This is a genomic window from Acidisoma sibiricum, assembly GCF_057837225.1.
In genome coordinates, this window is sequence record NZ_CM174445.1 from 3333161 (window position 1) to 3350482 (window position 17322).

12 protein-coding genes are annotated in these 17322 nt (G+C 65.4%); 7 read left to right on the top strand and 5 right to left on the bottom strand.

All coding sequences use genetic code 11. From position 1 onward, the window contains the following. The first annotated feature begins 54 nt into the window (after window positions 1–54). From AC3G7M_RS15900 to lpdA, 3 genes are all read left to right on the top strand, one after another. Window positions 55–2961, top strand: a complete 2907-nt coding sequence (locus AC3G7M_RS15900; RefSeq protein WP_489213103.1) for a 2-oxoglutarate dehydrogenase E1 component — start codon at window positions 55–57, stop codon at window positions 2959–2961. A gap of 41 nt (window positions 2962–3002) precedes the next feature. Continuing rightward, window positions 3003–4529 carry a 2-oxoglutarate dehydrogenase complex dihydrolipoyllysine-residue succinyltransferase gene (odhB, locus tag AC3G7M_RS15905; protein ID WP_489213104.1) on the top strand — a complete coding sequence of 509 codons (1527 nt, stop codon included), beginning with the start codon at window positions 3003–3005 and terminating at the stop codon, window positions 4527–4529. 127 nt (window positions 4530–4656) lie between these two features. Continuing rightward, complete coding sequence (gene lpdA, locus AC3G7M_RS15910) at window positions 4657–6048, top strand: dihydrolipoyl dehydrogenase (RefSeq protein WP_489213105.1); 1392 nt, start codon at window positions 4657–4659, stop codon at window positions 6046–6048. Window positions 6049–6130: 82 nt separating this feature from the next. Here lpdA and AC3G7M_RS15915 read toward each other — a convergent pair whose 3' ends face one another. Continuing rightward, the gene (locus tag AC3G7M_RS15915) at window positions 6131–6436 is read right to left on the bottom strand and encodes a hypothetical protein (protein WP_489213106.1); all 306 of its coding nucleotides are present in this window, start codon (window positions 6434–6436) and stop codon (window positions 6131–6133) included. Window positions 6437–6634: 198 nt separating this feature from the next. On the opposite strand from AC3G7M_RS15915, the gene AC3G7M_RS15920 reads away from it, so the two are divergent. Beyond that, the gene (locus AC3G7M_RS15920; protein WP_489213107.1) at window positions 6635–7168 is read left to right on the top strand and encodes a hypothetical protein; all 534 of its coding nucleotides are present in this window, start codon (window positions 6635–6637) and stop codon (window positions 7166–7168) included. 22 nt (window positions 7169–7190) lie between these two features. Here the strand turns inward: AC3G7M_RS15920 and ygfZ are convergent, their stop codons facing one another. The 4 genes from ygfZ to AC3G7M_RS15940 are packed head-to-tail and all read right to left on the bottom strand — an operon-like array spanning window position 7191 to window position 11478. Then, entirely contained in the window at window positions 7191–8039 is an 849-nt protein-coding gene (gene ygfZ, locus AC3G7M_RS15925) for a CAF17-like 4Fe-4S cluster assembly/insertion protein YgfZ (RefSeq protein ID WP_489213108.1), read from the bottom strand. Beyond that, window positions 8021–8470 carry a DNA polymerase III subunit chi gene (locus AC3G7M_RS15930; protein ID WP_489213109.1) on the bottom strand — a complete coding sequence of 150 codons (450 nt, stop codon included), beginning with the start codon at window positions 8468–8470 and terminating at the stop codon, window positions 8021–8023. The genes ygfZ and AC3G7M_RS15930 overlap by 19 nt, the downstream gene beginning before the upstream one ends. A 22-nt stretch (window positions 8471–8492) precedes the next feature. Further along, complete coding sequence (locus AC3G7M_RS15935) at window positions 8493–9956, bottom strand: leucyl aminopeptidase family protein (protein WP_489213110.1); 1464 nt, start codon at window positions 9954–9956, stop codon at window positions 8493–8495. 49 nt (window positions 9957–10005) lie between these two features. Beyond that, complete coding sequence (locus tag AC3G7M_RS15940) at window positions 10006–11478, bottom strand: leucyl aminopeptidase (protein WP_489213111.1); 1473 nt, start codon at window positions 11476–11478, stop codon at window positions 10006–10008. Window positions 11479–11606: 128 nt separating this feature from the next. Here AC3G7M_RS15940 and cysQ point away from each other — a divergent pair, with 128 nt between their 5' ends. From cysQ to AC3G7M_RS15955, 3 genes are all read left to right on the top strand, one after another. Beyond that, window positions 11607–12386 (top strand): 3'(2'),5'-bisphosphate nucleotidase CysQ, encoded by a 780-nt coding sequence (gene cysQ / locus AC3G7M_RS15945; RefSeq protein ID WP_489213112.1) that lies wholly within the window; start codon window positions 11607–11609, stop codon window positions 12384–12386. Further along, complete coding sequence (locus tag AC3G7M_RS15950) at window positions 12383–13363, top strand: L-threonylcarbamoyladenylate synthase (protein WP_489213113.1); 981 nt, start codon at window positions 12383–12385, stop codon at window positions 13361–13363. The genes cysQ and AC3G7M_RS15950 overlap by 4 nt, the downstream gene beginning before the upstream one ends. Before the next feature lie 99 nt (window positions 13364–13462). Next, window positions 13463–17218, top strand: a complete 3756-nt coding sequence (locus AC3G7M_RS15955) for a glycoside hydrolase family 99-like domain-containing protein (protein WP_489213114.1) — start codon at window positions 13463–13465, stop codon at window positions 17216–17218. The last annotated feature ends 104 nt before the right edge of the window (window positions 17219–17322 follow it).

The following is a 17322-nucleotide window of genomic DNA, read 5'->3' on the forward strand; positions in this document are numbered from 1 at the left end:
CAGACAGCGGCGGCCCCGCCCGGTCCGGGTGGGACTGTTTTAAACGGAGCCCCTATGCCAGGCGTCGATATCCTCGCTACCGCCTTTAATGGTGCCAACGCGGCCTTCATCGCCGACCTCTATGCGCGCTGGGTCCGCGACCCCGCCTCGGTCGATCAGAGTTTCGCAAGCCTGTTCGAGGCTTTGAATGATGAGGCACGGTCGATTCTGACCGATGCCTCGGGCGCATCCTGGGCGCCGCGCCAATGGGCGATTGAGGCCGATGGCCCCGCCCCTGCCCCCGCGAAGAAGCCCGACGCTGCCAAGCCGCAGCCTTCGGCGCAGCAGCCCGGCATCCCGGTGCCCCGCGCCGAGGCCAGCGCCCATGCCCACGAAGATACGATCAACTCCATCCGCGCCCTGATGCTGATCCGCGCCTACCGCGTGCGCGGGCATCTGAACGCGAAGCTTGATCCGCTGCATCAGTCTGAGCGGCGCCACCATCCCGAGCTTGATCCGGCAACCTACGGCTTCACGCCGGCCGACTATGACAAGCCGATCTTCATCGACAATCTGCTGGGCCGCGAGACCGCGACCATCCGTGAAATCCTGGCTGTCCTGGAAGAGACCTATTGCGGCTCGATCGGCATCGAGTTCATGCATATTCAGGATATGGCGCAGAAGGACTGGCTGCAGCGCCGCATCGAAAACGCGTCCTGGCGCCGGCAGATCGATGCCAGCATCAAGAAGCAGCTGCTGCAGGAACTGACGGAGGCCGAGGCCTTCGAGGTTTTCTGCCAGAAGCGCTATGTCGGCACCAAGCGCTTCGGCCTGGAAGGTGGCGAGGCGACCATTCCCGCCCTGCACACCATCATCCGCACCGCCGCCCGTGACGGCGTTCATGAGATGGCGATCGGCATGGCCCATCGCGGCCGCCTGAACACGCTCGTCAATGTCGTCAAGAAGCCCTTCACCGCCGTCTTCAGCGAATTCGGCGGCGCTAGCTCCAAGCCGGACGATGTCCAGGGTTCGGGCGACGTGAAATACCATCTCGGCACCTCAACCGATCTCGAGATCGAAGGCCGCCGCGTTCACCTGTCGCTGCAGCCCAATCCGTCGCATCTCGAAGTCGTCGATCCGGTCGTTGTCGGCAAGGTGCGTGCCCGCCAGGACGAAGCCGGCGACACCCGCAACCGCCGCTCGGTCATGGGCATCCTGCTGCATGGCGATGCCGCCTTCGCGGGCCAGGGCATCGTCTATGAGACGCTCGCGATGAGCCAGCTCATCGGCTACCGCACCGGCGGCACGGTGCATGTCATCACCAATAACCAGATCGGCTTCACGACCGTGCCGGCGCATGCCTATTCCGGCCTCTATTGCACCGACGTCGCCAAATCCGTTCAGTCCCCGATCCTGCATGTGAACGGCGACGACCCGGAAGCGGTCTACTTCGCGTCCCAGCTGGTGACGGAATTCCGCCAGGAATTCGCGGTCGACGTGGTGCTGGATATCGTCTGCTATCGCCGCCATGGCCATAACGAATCGGACGAGCCCGCCTTCACTCAGCCGATCATGTATCGGGCCATCGACCAGCTGAAAACGACCCGCACCCTGTACGCGGAAAAGCTGGTCGCCGACCATGTGCTGAGCGAAGCCGAAGCCCGCGGCGTGTGGGACCAGTTCAACGCCAGGCTGGAAGAAGCCTTCGAGGCTGCCAAGTCCTACCGCCCGAACAAGGCGGACTGGCTGGAAGGCAAATGGACCGGTCTCAACCGCGGCGAGGACGACGAGACGAAGTCCGAGGAAACCACCGGTGTTGCTTTGGACACCCTGCGCGAAGTGGGTGGCGCGATTTCCCGCGTGCCGTCCGATTTCGACGTCAATCCGAAGATCGCCCGCCAGCTCGAAGCCAAGAAGACCGCTATCGCCAGCGGCGAAGGCATCGACTGGGCAACCGGCGAGGCGCTGGCCTATGGCACGCTGCTGCTGGACGGCCATCGCGTCCGTCTGTCAGGTGAGGATTGCCAGCGCGGCACCTTCAGCCAGCGCCATGCTGTGCTGATCGACCAGAGCAACCAGAACGAATACACGCCGCTGAACAATATTCGCGACGGGCAGGCGAAGATCGAGGTCTACAACTCGCTGCTGTCGGAAGTCGGCGTGCTCGGCTTTGAATACGGCTACAGCGTCGCTGATCCGCGCACGCTGGTGCTGTGGGAGGCCCAGTTCGGCGACTTCGCCAACGGCGCCCAGGCGGTGATCGACCAGTTTATCGCCAGCGGTGAAACAAAGTGGCTGCGCATGTCGGGCCTGACCCTGCTGCTGCCGCATGGCCAGGAAGGCCAGGGTCCTGAACATTCCTCCGCCCGTCTGGAGCGCTATCTGCAGCTCTGCGCCGAGAACAATATGCAGGTCTGCAACATCACAACACCGGGGAATTACTTCCACGCGCTGCGTCGCCAGATGAAGCGGAACTACCGCAAGCCGCTCATCATCATGACGCCGAAAAGCCTGCTGCGGCACAAGCTGGCGGTCTCTCCGCTCAGCGAAATGGCCGAAGGCACCAGCTTCCGCAAGGTGATCGGCGAGATCGACACGCTGGCCCCGAACGAGAACGTGCGCCGCGTCGTGATCAGCACCGGCAAAGTCTATTACGACCTGCTGGCGGCCCGCCGCGACCGTGCGATCGACGATGTGGCGCTGGTCCGGCTGGAACAGATCTACCCCTTCCCGGCGATGGGCCTGCGCACGCTGCTGCAGACCTATCCGAATGCCGAGGTCGTGTGGTGCCAGGAAGAGCCCGAGAATAGCGGCGCCTGGACCTTCGTCGATCGCCGGCTGGAGCGTGTCCTGGTGGCGATTGACGCGCCTAGCAAGCGGCCGCGTTATATCGGCCGTGAAGAAGCGGCCAGCCCGGCGACGGGTTCCGCCAAGGTCCATGCCCAACAGCAGGCGGCGCTGGTTGCCGCCGCCCTGCAATAACAGATGAACGCGTAGTTCAGTCAGTCCGATCAGGAGCGACGATGCCGACCGAGATTAAGGTTCCGACGCTGGGGGAAAGCGTGACCTCCGCCACCATCGCCAGGTGGCTCAAGCAGGAGGGCGACACCGTTGCGGCGGATGAAGCCCTGGTCGAGCTGGAGACCGACAAGGTCACGGTCGAGGTCAATGCGCCCTCCGCCGGCGTCCTGGGTGCCATCCTGCAGAAAGACGGTGCCGAGGTTGAAGTCGGTGCGGTTCTCGGTGAGATTTCGGACTCCGGCGCCTCTGCTGGCCAGAAAGCCGCCGCGCCCAAGCCCGCTGCCGCCGCCGAGCCGGCGCCTGCTGCCGGTGGGTCGGTCGATATCGTCGTCCCCACGCTGGGCGAAAGCGTCACCTCGGCCACTGTCTCCCGCTGGCTGAAGAAGGAAGGCGACAGCGTCGCCGCCGACGAGGCCCTGCTGGAACTCGAGACCGACAAGGTCTCGGTCGAGGTGAATGCCCCGGCCGCCGGCACGCTCGGCACGATCCTGGTCAAGGATGGTGGCGAAGTCGAAGTGGGCGCCGTGTTGGGCGCCATTACGACCGGTGCGGGCGCTGCCGCCGCGCCGAAGCCGGCCGCGAAGCCGGATGCCGGCGTCAATCCGCCGCCGCCGGCCTCAGGCCCGGTCGCCCGTCCGGCGAGCCCCGCCGCCGCCTTTCCGAGTGCCGCCAAGCGCATCACCGAAGCCGGTATCGTCGCCAGCGACATCGGTGCGGGCTCCGGCAAGGATGGCCGCATCACCAAGGGCGACGTGCTCGATTTCCTGTCGAAGCCGGCTCCCGCCAAAGCCGCACCGCCCGCTGCCAAAGCCGCACGTGCGGATGAGCCGCGCGACGAACGCGTGAAGATGACGCGCCTGCGCAAGACCATCGCCAACCGGCTCAAGGAAGCGCAGAACACCGCGGCCATGCTGACCACCTTCAATGAGGTGGATATGTCGGCGGCGATGGCGCTGCGCGCCAGCTACAAGGACGCGTTCGAGAAGAAGAACAACGGCATTCGCCTGGGCTTCATGTCCTTTTTCGTCCGCGCCTGCGTCGCCGGGCTGAAGGAATTTCCGGCGGTCAATGCCGAGATCGATGGCGAAGACATCGTCTACAAGAACTATGTCCATATGGGCATCGCGGTCGGTGGCGCGAACGGACTTGTGGTCCCCGTCGTGCGCGACGTCGATCAGATGAGCTTCGCCGAAATCGAGGGTGCGATTTCCAGCTTCGGCAAGCGTGCCCGTGACGGCCAGCTCAAGCTCGACGAACTGACCGGCGGCACCTTCAGCATCACCAATGGCGGCGTCTATGGGTCGCTGATGTCGACGCCGATCATCAACCCGCCGCAATCGGCCATTCTGGGCATGCACAAGATCCAGGAGCGGCCGGTCGCGATCGGCGGCAAGGTTGAGATCCGGCCGATGATGTACATCGCCCTGACCTATGACCACCGCATCATTGACGGCAAGGAAGCGGTCTCCTTCCTCGTGCGCGTCAAGGAATCGATCGAAGATCCACGCCGGCTGCTGCTCGGGCTTTAATCACGTTTCGGACTAAACTCTGTCGCCCGCGGGCTCGTCCCGCGGGCCTACCCGTCGGGGCGCCCAAACGGATAGATGCGCGGCATGCAGCCGCGCATGACGCAAAAGTCCCGTGGAGATTATCAAGATGAGTGAAGCCTTCGACCTGATCGTCATCGGCTCCGGTCCTGGCGGCTATGTCTGCGCCATTCGCGCGGCCCAGCTTGGCCTGAAAGTCGCCTGCGTGGAGAAGCGCGAGACGCTGGGCGGCACCTGCCTCAATATCGGCTGCATCCCCTCCAAGGCACTGCTGCAGTCCTCCGAGAATTTTCATGAGGCCTCTGAAAGCTTCAAGGACCACGGCATCCTGATCGACAGCGTGACGCTTGATCTGGAGCGCATGATGGCGCGCAAGCTGGACGTGGTTCAGGCCAATACCAAGGGCGTCGAATTCCTGTTCCGCAAGAACAAGGTCACCTGGCTGAAAGGCGCGGGCAAGATTCTGGGCCAGGGCCGCGTCGATGTCGCCGGCACCGAATACGCGACCAAGGCCATCGTCATCGCCACGGGCAGCGAAAGCACGCCGCTGCCGGGCGTGACGGTGGATGAGACGCGCATCGTGACCTCAACCGGTGCGTTGGAACTGTCTGCGGTGCCCAAACGCCTTGTCGTCATCGGCGCGGGCGTCATCGGTCTCGAACTCGGCAGCGTGTGGCGCAGGCTGGGGGCAGAGGTGACGGTGATCGAATTCCTCGACCGCATCGTGCCGACGCTCGATATCGATGTGGCGCGGGATTTCCAGCGCATCCTGGAAAAGCAGGGATTCACCTTCAAGCTGGGCGCGAAGGTGACCAAGGCCGAGACGTCGGAAGCCGGCGTCACGCTGACGGTGGAACCCGCGAAGGGCGGTGAGGCTGAGACGGTGGACGCCGATATCGTGCTGCTCGCCATCGGCCGCCGGGTGTTCACGGACGGCCTCGGCCTGGATGAGGCCGGCGTCGCGCGGGATGGCCGCGGCCGTGTCATTACCGACGCGCATTTCGCGACCAATGTCCCCGGCATCTATGCCATCGGCGATGTGCGCGAAGGCCCGATGCTGGCGCATAAGGCCGAAGATGAAGGTGTCGCCGTGGCCGAAATTCTGGCCGGCCAGGCAGGACATGTGAATTACGACGCCATCCCCTCCGTCATCTACACCTGGCCTGAAGTCTCGGCGGTCGGACAGTCGGAGGACGAACTGAAGGCGGCCGGCGTCGCCTATAATGTCGGCAAATTCCCCTTCTCTGCCAACGGCCGCGCGCGGGCTATCGGCACCACCGACGGCTATGTGAAGCTGCTGGCGGACAAGACCACGGACAAGCTGCTGGGCGCGCAGATCATCGGACCCGATGCAGGCACGCTGATTGCCGAACTGGTCACTGCGATTGAATTCGGGGCATCTGCCGAGGATGTGGCCCGTATCTGCCACGCCCATCCGACGCTCAGCGAAGCGGTGAAGGAAGCCGCCCTCGCCCTTGAAGGCGGCGCCATCCATATCTGATTTCAGTCATATCCAAACGCAAAGGGGCGGCCGGACATCACGTCCGGCCGCCCCTTTTGCTGTCAAGCGCCCGATATTGGCGCTACAGGACCGCGCCGCGCATCTTTTTGCGCTTTTGCACGGCGAACATGACCTGACCTGAGGCGGCCAGGTCGACACCGCTGGCCGGCTGCGAATCAGGCACCAGTTTCATAAATTCGGAAAAGGCCCGTCGCCCGGCCTCACGAGAGGCCAGATCGGCCCCCACTTTCAAAGCGGCCTGGATCAGCGCCGCCAATTCCTTGCGCCGGCCTGCAATAGAAGCCTCGGCGTCTACCGGTGCCACCGCGATGGCACTCGACACAATTTTCGGATTCGAAATGCGCATCGGGAGCGTCTCCTTTTTCACATCCGACTTGTTTCAGCAGGTTACATATGGTGACACCGTCTACCCTTTGTCAGACACCTTCCAGCTTCTTGCAGGTCTGCTCCCTTAGATGTGAAATGCACCTCCGTGATCTTCGGGCGACGTCATGCGACGGGCCGCCTACTAGGAGATTGCCGTAACGCATAAGGCCAATCTGCCGTGGGCAAGCGACTGAGGAATGTGACTATTTTCAGCGTGCTGGCGCTCAGCGGCTGCCTGCACCGCGACCTGCCGCCCGATACGGCCGTCATGCCGCCGGGCGCACTCGGCACTAATGGCGACGTCGATGTCCGGGCGCTCGATATTGCGGCCTTCGATTTCGCCCATGCCATCAAGGGCAATCCGTCCAAGGCCGCCACGGCGGTCGCAGCTCTCGACTATCTAGGCGGCGAGCTGAACAGCAGTCCACGCTGGATCGACATGGACGCCCTGACGCGACTGGAGATGCTGGACTGGCGAAAGCAGATGCGAGCGCAGCTCGGCATCAATGCCACGGCCTCAGCGCAATCCGTGGTCAATACCATGCTGGGCCTGGCCCAAGCCTATCAGACGCACGACACGGCGAGCGTGCAGCGCCTGCTGGCGTCGCCGATCTTTACGGTGCCCCCGACCGTGGTGGCCGACCGACTGAATGACATTCCCTACAACGCCAATCTCAATGCCGTGACAACGCGCGCCGATGCCGTTCTGAACGACCTGAATTTCAACGGCTGAGCGGGTGCGGCCGATCAGGCCGTTACGGAGCAGGCGGGGGTTCCGGCAGCTTCATCCAGCCCGGCACATGGGGCGTCAGCCGCGCCTCCCCCGCCGTCAGTGGGACCGCGCCGCCCAGAACATCCAGGCGCAACACGGCAAGGCCGCGCGCCCCCTCGGATGACCGCATGGTGCCAACGTCCCGCCCCTCGTCCGTCAGGACGATCGTGCCGGCAGCGGGCGCCGGTCCGTCGATTTCGACCGGCACCAGACGGCGCTTGAGCAGGCCGCGATAGCGCGTGCGCGCTGTCAGCTCCTGACCCATATAGCAGCCCTTGGTCCAGGAAATGCCGCCAAGCTCATCGAAACCGGCTTCCAGCAGCACGGTCTTCTCGCGCTCCAGATCGCGCACGCCGTCTGGCAGGCCGAGCGCCAGGCGATGCGCGTCCCAGTCCACGAGCGTCGCATTCGGGGTAAGGCCCGCGCGGCTGTAAAGACGAAAGCCAGCCTCGGGCAGGCGTGCGTCCGCAGCCGCCAGACCGTCCGTCATGACCGGCGCCGGTCCGTTCCAAGCCGTCTGCACCACATAATCGTCAGCCGTGACGGTCACTTTGGCGCGTAGCCGAAAGCGCGACAGCCGCTTGATCAGGTCCTCGCGCTGCTCCGCTTCCACATCCAGCAGCAGCCTCTCACCGTCCGGCAGGATGAAGAATTCCGCGAGCCATTTGCCCTGCGGCGTCAGCAGCGCGGACCACAGCGCGCGGCCCACCTCTGCCTTCTCGACATCCTGGCTGACCAGGCCTTGCAGAAAGGATACGCGGTCGTCGCCTGCGATGGCGATGACGGCGCGATGGTCCAGTGTCGCGATACGGGTCACTGCTTGCGCTCCCATCCCTGAAGTCCCTGTTGCCAATAGCTGAGCGTGTGACCGGCAGCCTTGGCCGAAGCCCAGCGCGCGCGGGCGGCCACGACCGCTGCCTCGTCATTGCCATCGAACAGATCGAAAGCGCGGTCGAACCTGTCCAGCCGCGCGCTCGACATGCCATCGATGAGAAAGAGGAATCTGGCGCCATTGGGCGCCTCCTCATCCGTCAGCGTCAACCAGATCGGCTGCTGCGCCGCATGGCCAGTGGCCGCCGAGCCATGCGGCAGCCAGTCAGGATTTTGGCATTGCCACAGCGCGGTATCGAGAGCGGCCAGACGCTCCGCGCTGCCGCACAGGATCATGGCGCGCTGACCGGCGCCCAACGTCCGGCCCAGCAGCGCGGGCAGAGCGTCCTGGCTGGCGGTCCGGGTCAGATGGTAGAAGCCGATCTCGGCCATGGCCGTCTGCCTTCACGCAGCCTCAGGGATGGTCCGGGTCTTCGTAGCGCAGAGCGACCAGTTGATCGAGCAGCCGCAGACCGAATGCCGTGGGCCCGGCGGGGTGGCGGCTATCCGCCGTCTCCCGCGCGTCCGTGCCGCCGATATCGATATGGGCCCAGGGCGTATCGCCCACAAAGCGATGCAGGAAAGCAGCTGCGAGATTGGCATCGGGCACCAATTTGCCGGTCAGGCATTGCTTGATATCGGCAATGTCGGAGGCGAGCGCATCGCGGTCCCGATCCGTGAAGGGCAAGCGCCAGACGCGTTCCGATACCTTTTCGCCGGCCGCGCCGAGATTGGCCGCCAGAACATGATCATTGGCATAGAAGCCGGCCATTTCATGGCCGAGTGCCACGCCGACGGCATAAGTCAGCGTCGCCACATCGATGATCGCGCGGGGTTTGAGATGGGTCACGGCATAGGACAGCGCATCCGCCAGAACCAGCCGCCCTTCGGCATCCGTGTCGATGATCTCAACCGTCAGGCCGCCATGGCTCTGCAGCACATCGCCGGGCCGGTAGGAATCGCTGCCGGCCATGTTTTCGGCCAGCGCCAGAACGGCGGCAACGGGCGCCGGCGACTTGCGGCGGGCCAGGGCCACCAGCGCGCCCGCGCAGACAGCAGCCCCCCCCATATCGCCGCGCATGTCCCACATATGATCAGCCGACTTGATCGAGATGCCGCCCGTATCGAAGGTCACCCCTTTACCGACCAGCGTGACAGGCGGCGCGTCCAGGGTCCCTGGCCAGCGCAGCACGACCAGCGCCGGCGGATTGGCCGAGCCCCGGCCGACGGCAGCGAGCAGGGTGAGCCCCGCCCGCGCCAAAGCGCGGCCGTCAATGACCTCAACCGCGATGCCGATCTTCTCGAGCGCGCGGAGGCGCTTGGCGAAGACGGCTGGCGTCAGGACATTCGACGGTTCGGCAATCAGCGTCTTGGCAAAACCCACGGCCTCTACCGTGATCCGGGCTTCCTCAAAACGGCGGCCCAGTCGTTCCGGGTCATCCACCACAAGATCGATGCGGTCGATCAGACAGATGTCGTCCGGCATCGGGCGCTGCCGCTGCTGCGGCATGCGCCAGGCGCGGAGTGCGGCGCCGAGCGCCAGGGAGACGGCCAGGCTGCGCGGCAGGAAGCGTCCTTCGATCGCGATATGGCGCAGGTCGGTGAGCACGGCCGCCGCGGCCGCGCCGGCCGCTTCCGCGTCGCGCTCCGCCAGCTCATCCTCCCCCAGACCAAGCAGCAACACCGACCGCCCCGCATGGGCGGCCGACGGGCTGTGCAGCAGCAGGGTTTTGCCACGCGCCGCGGTGAAATCCCCCGCGGCTGCGGCCGCTGCCAGTTCCACAGGAATGGCACCCGGCCGCAGCGGCAGCACGAGCGCCGCCTGCGCCGCCAGATCGTCGGGTCCGACTAAAGACAGGGCCGGTTGGCAAGGCAGCATCAGCGGTAGTCTTTCGTTCGTCCCAGGGCGCGGGTCTGGCCCCAGGCAATCAACTTTCGTAGTGGCTGCGTACCAGCTGGTCGAGCAGCCGCACGCCGTAGGCCGTCGCCCCCTTCGGGGTGATCGCCGTATCCTTGGAAGACCAGGCGGTGCCTGCGATATCGAGATGCGCCCAGGGCTTGCCATTGACGAAGCGCTGGATGAACTGGGCGGCGATGATGGCGCTGCCGTAGCGGCCACCGATATTCTTCATATCGGCGATATCGGACTTGATGGCGCGGTCATAGGCCTCACCCAGCGGCAGGCGCCACAGCGTCTCTCCGGTATCGAGCCCGGCGGCGAGCAGCTTCTGCGACAGCTCGTCATCATTGCTGAAAAGGCCAGCATGTTCCTGCCCCAGCGAGACGATGACGGCCCCGGTCAAGGTCGCCAGATCGACCATGAAAGCGGGGTCAAACTTCTCCTGCGCATACCAAAGCACGTCGGCCAGCACGAGACGGCCTTCGGCATCGGTGTTCAGCACTTCGATGGTCTGGCCTGAATAGCTGGTGACGACGTCGCCCGGGCGCTGCGCGGTGCCGGAAGGCATGTTTTCAACCAGGCCGACGAGGCCGACGACATCTGCCTTGGCCTTCCGGCCGGCGAGAGCAGCCATCAGGCCGATGACCGCACCGGCCCCCGCCATATCCCACTTCATGTCTTCCATGCCGGCCGCAGGCTTGATGGAGATGCCCCCGGTATCGAAGGTGACACCCTTGCCGACGAAGACCAGCGGCTTGCGCGACCGGCGCGTGCCGGCACCGTTCCACTGCATCACCACCATACGCGGTTCCTGCACGCTGCCCTGGGCCACGCCCAGAAGCGCGCCGAAGCCGAGCTTGGCCATCTCCTTCGGCCCCAGCACCTCAACCTTGACGCCAAGCTTGGTCAGCTCCTTGCAGCGCTCCGCCATCACCGCCGGGGTCAGCACGTTCGGCGGCTCCGTCACCAGATCGCGGGTCAGGAAGATGCCTTCGGCCACGGCCTTGAGCGATGCATAAGCGGCGCGGGCCTTGGCGGCGTCCGCGACCTGGAGCGCAATCGCGGCCAGCTTGGGCTTATCCTCAAGCTTCTCCTTGGTGCGGTAGCGATCGAAACGGTAGCTGCGCAGAATGGCGCCATAGGCGATATGGGCCGCGTCCGCACCGGGAATGCCTTCCGCGACGATCGTCACCTGCGTCTCGGCCGCGAGGGCTGAGGCCAGGAGGCCGCCTGCCTCCTCCAGCACTGCGGTCTTCAGCTCGCTCCGTTTGCCGAGTCCGATCGCCAGCACGCGTGTCAGGCCCGCGATGGGCGCGAGCAGCAGGGCGGTTTTCGCCTTCTGTCCCTTGAAGGCCGCGACCTCCAGGCCCCGCGCGATCGCCCCACCCGATGCCGCATCCAAGGCTGCGGCAATACCGGACAGCTGCTCTTCCTCAGCCAATAAAAGGACGACCGCGCCGGCCTTGGGCGCGGCGAGCTTGGAGAAGGCGACGTCGAGCATGAACGATTCCTTGCACTGCACCCGCCGCACAGCCTGCGCTGGCGGAGGGATACGGAAGATGGTCGATATGCAACTCTAACAGCAACGCCGCGCTTTGCCACGCCACCCACCCCGGCTATCACCCGTGCATGACCTACCGCCCATCCGACGAAGCCCTGCTGCACCTGGCCGCCGCCATCGCGGATCGTGCCGGTGCGCTTATCCTGGACTGCCGCGCCCGCGGCATCGCCGTCGACCGCAAGGCCGACCACTCGCTCGTCACCGATGCCGACAACGCCGCCGAAGCGCTGATCCTGGACGCGCTGCGCCGCGCGGACCCCGGCGTGCCCGTGATCGCCGAAGAGGAGGCTGCCGCCGGCATCGCGCCTGACCATGCCGACGAAGTCTGGCTGGTCGATCCGCTGGACGGGACCCGCGACTTTGTCGCCGGGCTGGATGATTTCGCGGTGAATATCGGCCTGGTGCGTGATGGCGAGCCGGTTTTGGGCGCGGTCGCCGTGCCTGCGCTGGGTCAGGTCTATTTCGGCATGAAGGATTTCGGCGCCTTCCGGCGGGACGCCGACGGAGAAAGGCAGATTGCCGCGCGCCGGCCGCCGGCCGAGGGCCTCACCCTTGTGGTCTCCCGCTTCCACGGTGACTGGCAGCCCAATCTGCCCCCCGCCCTCGCCCGCCAGCCGATCGCCGCGACCATTCCCATGGGCTCGGCCGCCAAGTTCTGCCGTATCGCCGAGGGCGCGGCCGATCTCTATCCGCGCCGTGGCCGCACCATGGAATGGGACACCGCCGCCCCGCAGGCCCTGGTGGAAGCCGCCGGCGGCCATGTCTGCCGGCTGGATGACGGCCGCCGTCTCACCTATGGCAAGCCCGGCTGGGACAATCCCGGCTTCTTTTGCATGGGCCGCACATGACCCTGGAAACGCCCGTGCTGACCGATGACGCGATCGGCATTGACCGTGCGGCCAAGCTTTTGCGCGACGGCGCTCTGGTCGCCTTTCCGACCGAGACCGTCTACGGGCTGGGCGCGGACGCGACCGATGGCGCAGCCGTCGCCCGCATTTATGCCGCCAAGGAGCGGCCGAGCTTCAACCCGCTCATTGCGCATTACGCCGATGCTGAGGCGGCCTTCGCCGATGTCATCGCGACGCCCCTGGCGGAACGCCTGGCTGCTGCCTTCTGGCCGGGACCGCTGACCCTGGTGCTGCCCCGCCGCCCTGGATGCCGGGTGGCAGAGATCACCGGCGCCGGCCTCTCGACCCAGGCGGTGCGGGTGCCGTCCCATATCCTCGCCCAAAGGCTGTTAGCCGCCGTAGGCCGCCCGGTCGCCGCGCCCTCCGCCAATCGCTCGGGCCGCGTCAGCCCGACGACGGCAGCCCATGTGCTGGATGGCCTCGCCGGACGGATCGCCGCGGTGATCGACGGGGGCGCCTGCGCCGTCGGGCTGGAATCGACGGTGGTGGATCTGTCGGGCCCGCGGCCCGCCTTGCTGCGGGCGGGCGGGGTCACGCTTGAGATGCTCGCGTCCCTCGCACCGGACATTTGGGTGCCGGAGGCCGCGGATCAGGCCGCACCTCGGTCGCCCGGACAGCTGCTCGCCCATTACGCACCGGACCTGCCGCTGCGCCTGGGCGCCGACACGGTCGCGGCCGACGAGGCCCTGCTTGCCTTCGGGCCGCCTTTGCCCGCGGCTGCGACCAGCTTCAATCTCAGCGCCAGCGGCGATTTGGCAGAAGCGGCGGCCCGCCTGTTCGCGGGCCTGCGCTGGCTGGACGCCGAGGGCCGCGTTCAGGGCCTGCGTGGCATCGCGGCCATGGCCGTGCCGGATTATGGGATTGGATGCGCAATCAACGATCGTCTGCGCCGCGCGGCCCATGGGGGCGGCCACTGAGCTGCCCGGCCGCAAGAAGACGACAAAACGAGAAGAAACCATTGCTCGTCGGCCGCGCTCTCCGCATTATGGGCCCATGCTGCAATTGACACACTTGTGATGGATCGTAGCCCAGGCGCTGAGTGGGATGATGCGGACATCGAGGCCGAAGGGCTCGATTCCCAAACCTATGATTTCATTGAAAAAAGCGGGCTTTTTGATCTTGCCTGGTATTGCAGCACCTATAAGGCTGAGCCGGCGACGGCGCTCTATACCTGGGCGACCGTCGGCTGGCGCCAGGGACAACAGCCCAATTTTTATTTCGATACCAATTGGTACCTGACCTATTACGCGGATGTGGCGGCGACCGGGAACAACCCGCTTGTCCATTACATCCAGTTCGGCGAGCGGGAGGGGCGGCGTCCGTCAGAACTGTTCGATCCCGACTGGTATCGCGAGACCTTCCACCTTGGCCCCAACGAGCTTTGCCTTGCGCATTACCTGCGCGAACGGCTGACCGGCATCGTCAATCCCAATCCTGATTTCGATACCGGATTCTATCTGAGCACCTATGCCGATGTCGCGTCGGCGGCAGTAGATGCCTTCGTCCATTTCATGGAAATCGGTTTCCGGGAGGATCGCGATCCTTCGCCAGACTTCGATACCGGCTTCTATCGCAGCCGCTACCTGCGGCAGCAGCCCGGGGTCAATCCGCTGCTGGACTATCAGCGGCGGCGGGACGAAACCGGGGTCTTCCCCAAACGCCCCGTGCGGGAAGCCACTATTCCCGGCGAAGTCGCGCGGTTCAACCGTCCCGGTGAGGCCTTTGAACCCTTTGAACCGCTGCCCGCCGGCACGCCCCTGCGGGCAGTGGCACTGGCTTACTACCTGCCGCAATATCATCACATGCCGGAGAACGACGCCTGGTGGGGCCGGGGCTTTACGGAATGGACCAATCTGTCGCGCGCCATGCCGCGCTTCTCTGGCCATTATCAGCCGCGCACGCCGCGCGACCTGGGCCATTATTCGCTGGATAAGCCTGACACCCTGCGCCGGCAGATCGACATGGCGCAGGCCGCCGGCATCGGCGGATTCATCTTTTACTTCTACTGGTTCAACGGCCACCGCCTGATGGAAAAGCCGCTTGAGATGCTTCTCGCGGACCCAAGCCTCGACATGCCCTTCTGCCTGATGTGGGCGAATGAAAACTGGACGCGGCGCTGGGACGGGCATGACGAGGAAATCCTCATCAGCCAGGACTACAGGCGCGGCGAGGACGAGGATCTGATCCGCACCTTTGGCCGCCATTTCAACGATCCGCGCTATATCCGCCTGGATGGCAGACCGGTTCTGATGATCTACCGTCCTGGCCTGATCCCGGATGCACGGGCCACGATCGCCCGCTGGCGCAGGTTGTTTCTAGACCTCTGCGGCGAAAATCCGATCCTCTTCATGGGCCAGGGCTTCGATGCCCTTGATCCGCGGGAATACGGGCTTGATGCCGCGATCGAGTTCCCGCCGCACAAGCTCACCGCCAGCCTGCCCAAGATCAACGACAGTCTGGAATGGCTGGACCTGGACGCCAAAAATCACGTCGTCAGCTATCAGGATACGGTCGCGGTCTCGCTCGCAGAACCGCGGCCGCCCTTTCCGCTGATCAAGACGGCGGTGCCGTCCTGGGACAATGACGCGCGGCGCGAAGGGCGCGGCCTGGTGCTGCACGGCAGCACACCGGCCGCCTTCGGGGAGTGGGTGTCCGCGCTCGTGCGCGACGCCGAGGCCAATCCGGTTTTCGGCCATCCCATCATCTGCATCAACGCCTGGAACGAATGGGCGGAGGGCGCCTATCTGGAGCCGGACCTGCATTTCGGCTCGGCCTATCTCAACGCGCTGTCCCGCGCCATCAGCGCAGAGGCGCCCGGGATCGGGCATGGCAAGATCCTGCTGGTCGGGCATGACGCCCATCGCCACGGCGCGCAGACCTTGCTCCTGGCGATCGCCCGGCACTTCCGGCGCCTGCATGGGATTTCCGTAGAAATCCTGTTGCTGGAAGGCGGCCCGATGGTCCCGGACTACGATGCGGAAGCGGCGGTGACCGTGCTGACGCGTTCGGCCGACCTCGCCGTCGAGGCCCGCAAATTCGCAGCCCGCGGCTTCCGCCGGGCTATCGTCAATACGGTCGCGGCCGGCGGTGCCTGCCCCGTTCTGGAAGAGGCCGGCATTGCGACGACGCTGCTGGTGCATGAACTGCCGAGCCTGATCCGGGAAAAAAACCTCACCCAGCTTGCCCGGCGCGGCCTGATCGCGACGCAGACAATTGTCTTCCCCGCTCCTGCCGTGCGCGACGGCGTGCTGGCGCATGTCGCGGCGCCCGGCGAGGATTTCACCGCCAAGACCATCATACAGCCCCAGGGCACCTATACGCCCATCACCTTCGAGGCGGCGAAGCGCGTGTCGATGCGCCGCAGCCTGGGCATACCGCCGAAAGCGCCGCTGCTTGTGGGCATGGGCTATGCCGATATGCGCAAGGGATTCGATCTCTTCGTGCAGCTTTGGCAGCACCTGCAGGCGGTTTTGCCCCGCGCCCACCTGGCCTGGGCAGGGAATATGGATCGGGAAATGGCGAGCTATTTTGGCCCGGACATCGAGGCCGCCGCGGCAAGCGGCCGGTTTCACCTGCTGGGCTTCCGCCAGGATGTCGACGCGCTGCTGTCGGCCGCCGATGTCTTCATCCTGACCTCCCGCGAGGACCCCTTCCCGTCCACCGCCCTGGAAGCGATGAGTGCGGGCATTCCCATCGTGGCCTTTGCCGGCACCGGCGGCATTCCCGATCTGATCGAGGCCCATGACGCGGGGCGCGTGGTGGCGCGGGGCGATATTGCGGCCATGGCGAAGGCCGCCGCCGCTCTCGTCCTCCCAAAGGAGGCGGACATCCGGGCCCGCAGGACCCGGCTGTCTGAGATCGCCGAGCGCGACTTCAATTTCCAGCGCTATTCCGAAAAGCTGATCGACCTCACAGGGCCAGAGCTGCTGACCCTCTCCGTCGCCGTGCCGAACTACAATTACGCACGGCATCTGCCGACACGGCTGGGCACGATCTTCAGCCAATGGAACCCGGTGCGGGAGATCCTGCTGCTCGACGACGGCTCCACCGACGACAGTTTGAGCGTGGCCGCCACCACCGCCCTGCAGGCCGATCGCGCCATCACCATCATCGCCAATGCGAGCAATGCGGGCTCGGTCTTCGCGCAATGGCGGCGGGCGGCAGAGTCCGCCAGCGGCGAATACCTCTGGATTGCGGAGGCCGATGACGAGAGCGATCCGCGCTTCCTGATCCATCTTCTCGCGCGGCTGAAGGCCAATCCCGACAACGTCATGGCCTTTTGCGACAGCATCGCCATCGACCAGGACGGCACGATCCTGAGCGACAGCTACAAGACCTATTACAATCGCGCGGCCCCGGCCCTTCTGGAAGTGGACGGGGATTTCGCGGGGCGGGATTTCCTGCGCCGGTGCCTGGCCGAGCGCAATCTCATCCTGAACGTCAGCAGCGTGCTGTGGCGGCGATCCGCACTGTTGGCGGCGCTTGACCGCTGCGCCGACGCCCTGGGGAATTTCCGAATCGCGGGCGATTGGTATCTCTACGCCGATATCCTCAGCCAGCCGGCGGCGCGCATCGCCTATGTGGCCGAGCCGCTGAACCGTCATCGCCGGCATCCGAGCAGCGTGACCCACGCGCTTGACGGACGCCGCCATGTCGACGAAATCGCCGAAGTCCAGGCTTTCATCGCCCGGCGTCTGAAGGCCGATGCCAAGCTGAAGCGGCGCCAGGCGATTTATCTGGATGAAGTAACCGAACAGCTCATCCTTCATTAGACCGGCACAGGAGCCTGCGCAGGGGGGCCTTGTCCGCCCCTGGCGTGAAACGATCTGATTTATGCGCCTGGTCTCTGGACAAAGGCATGGCGGCGCATAATGCT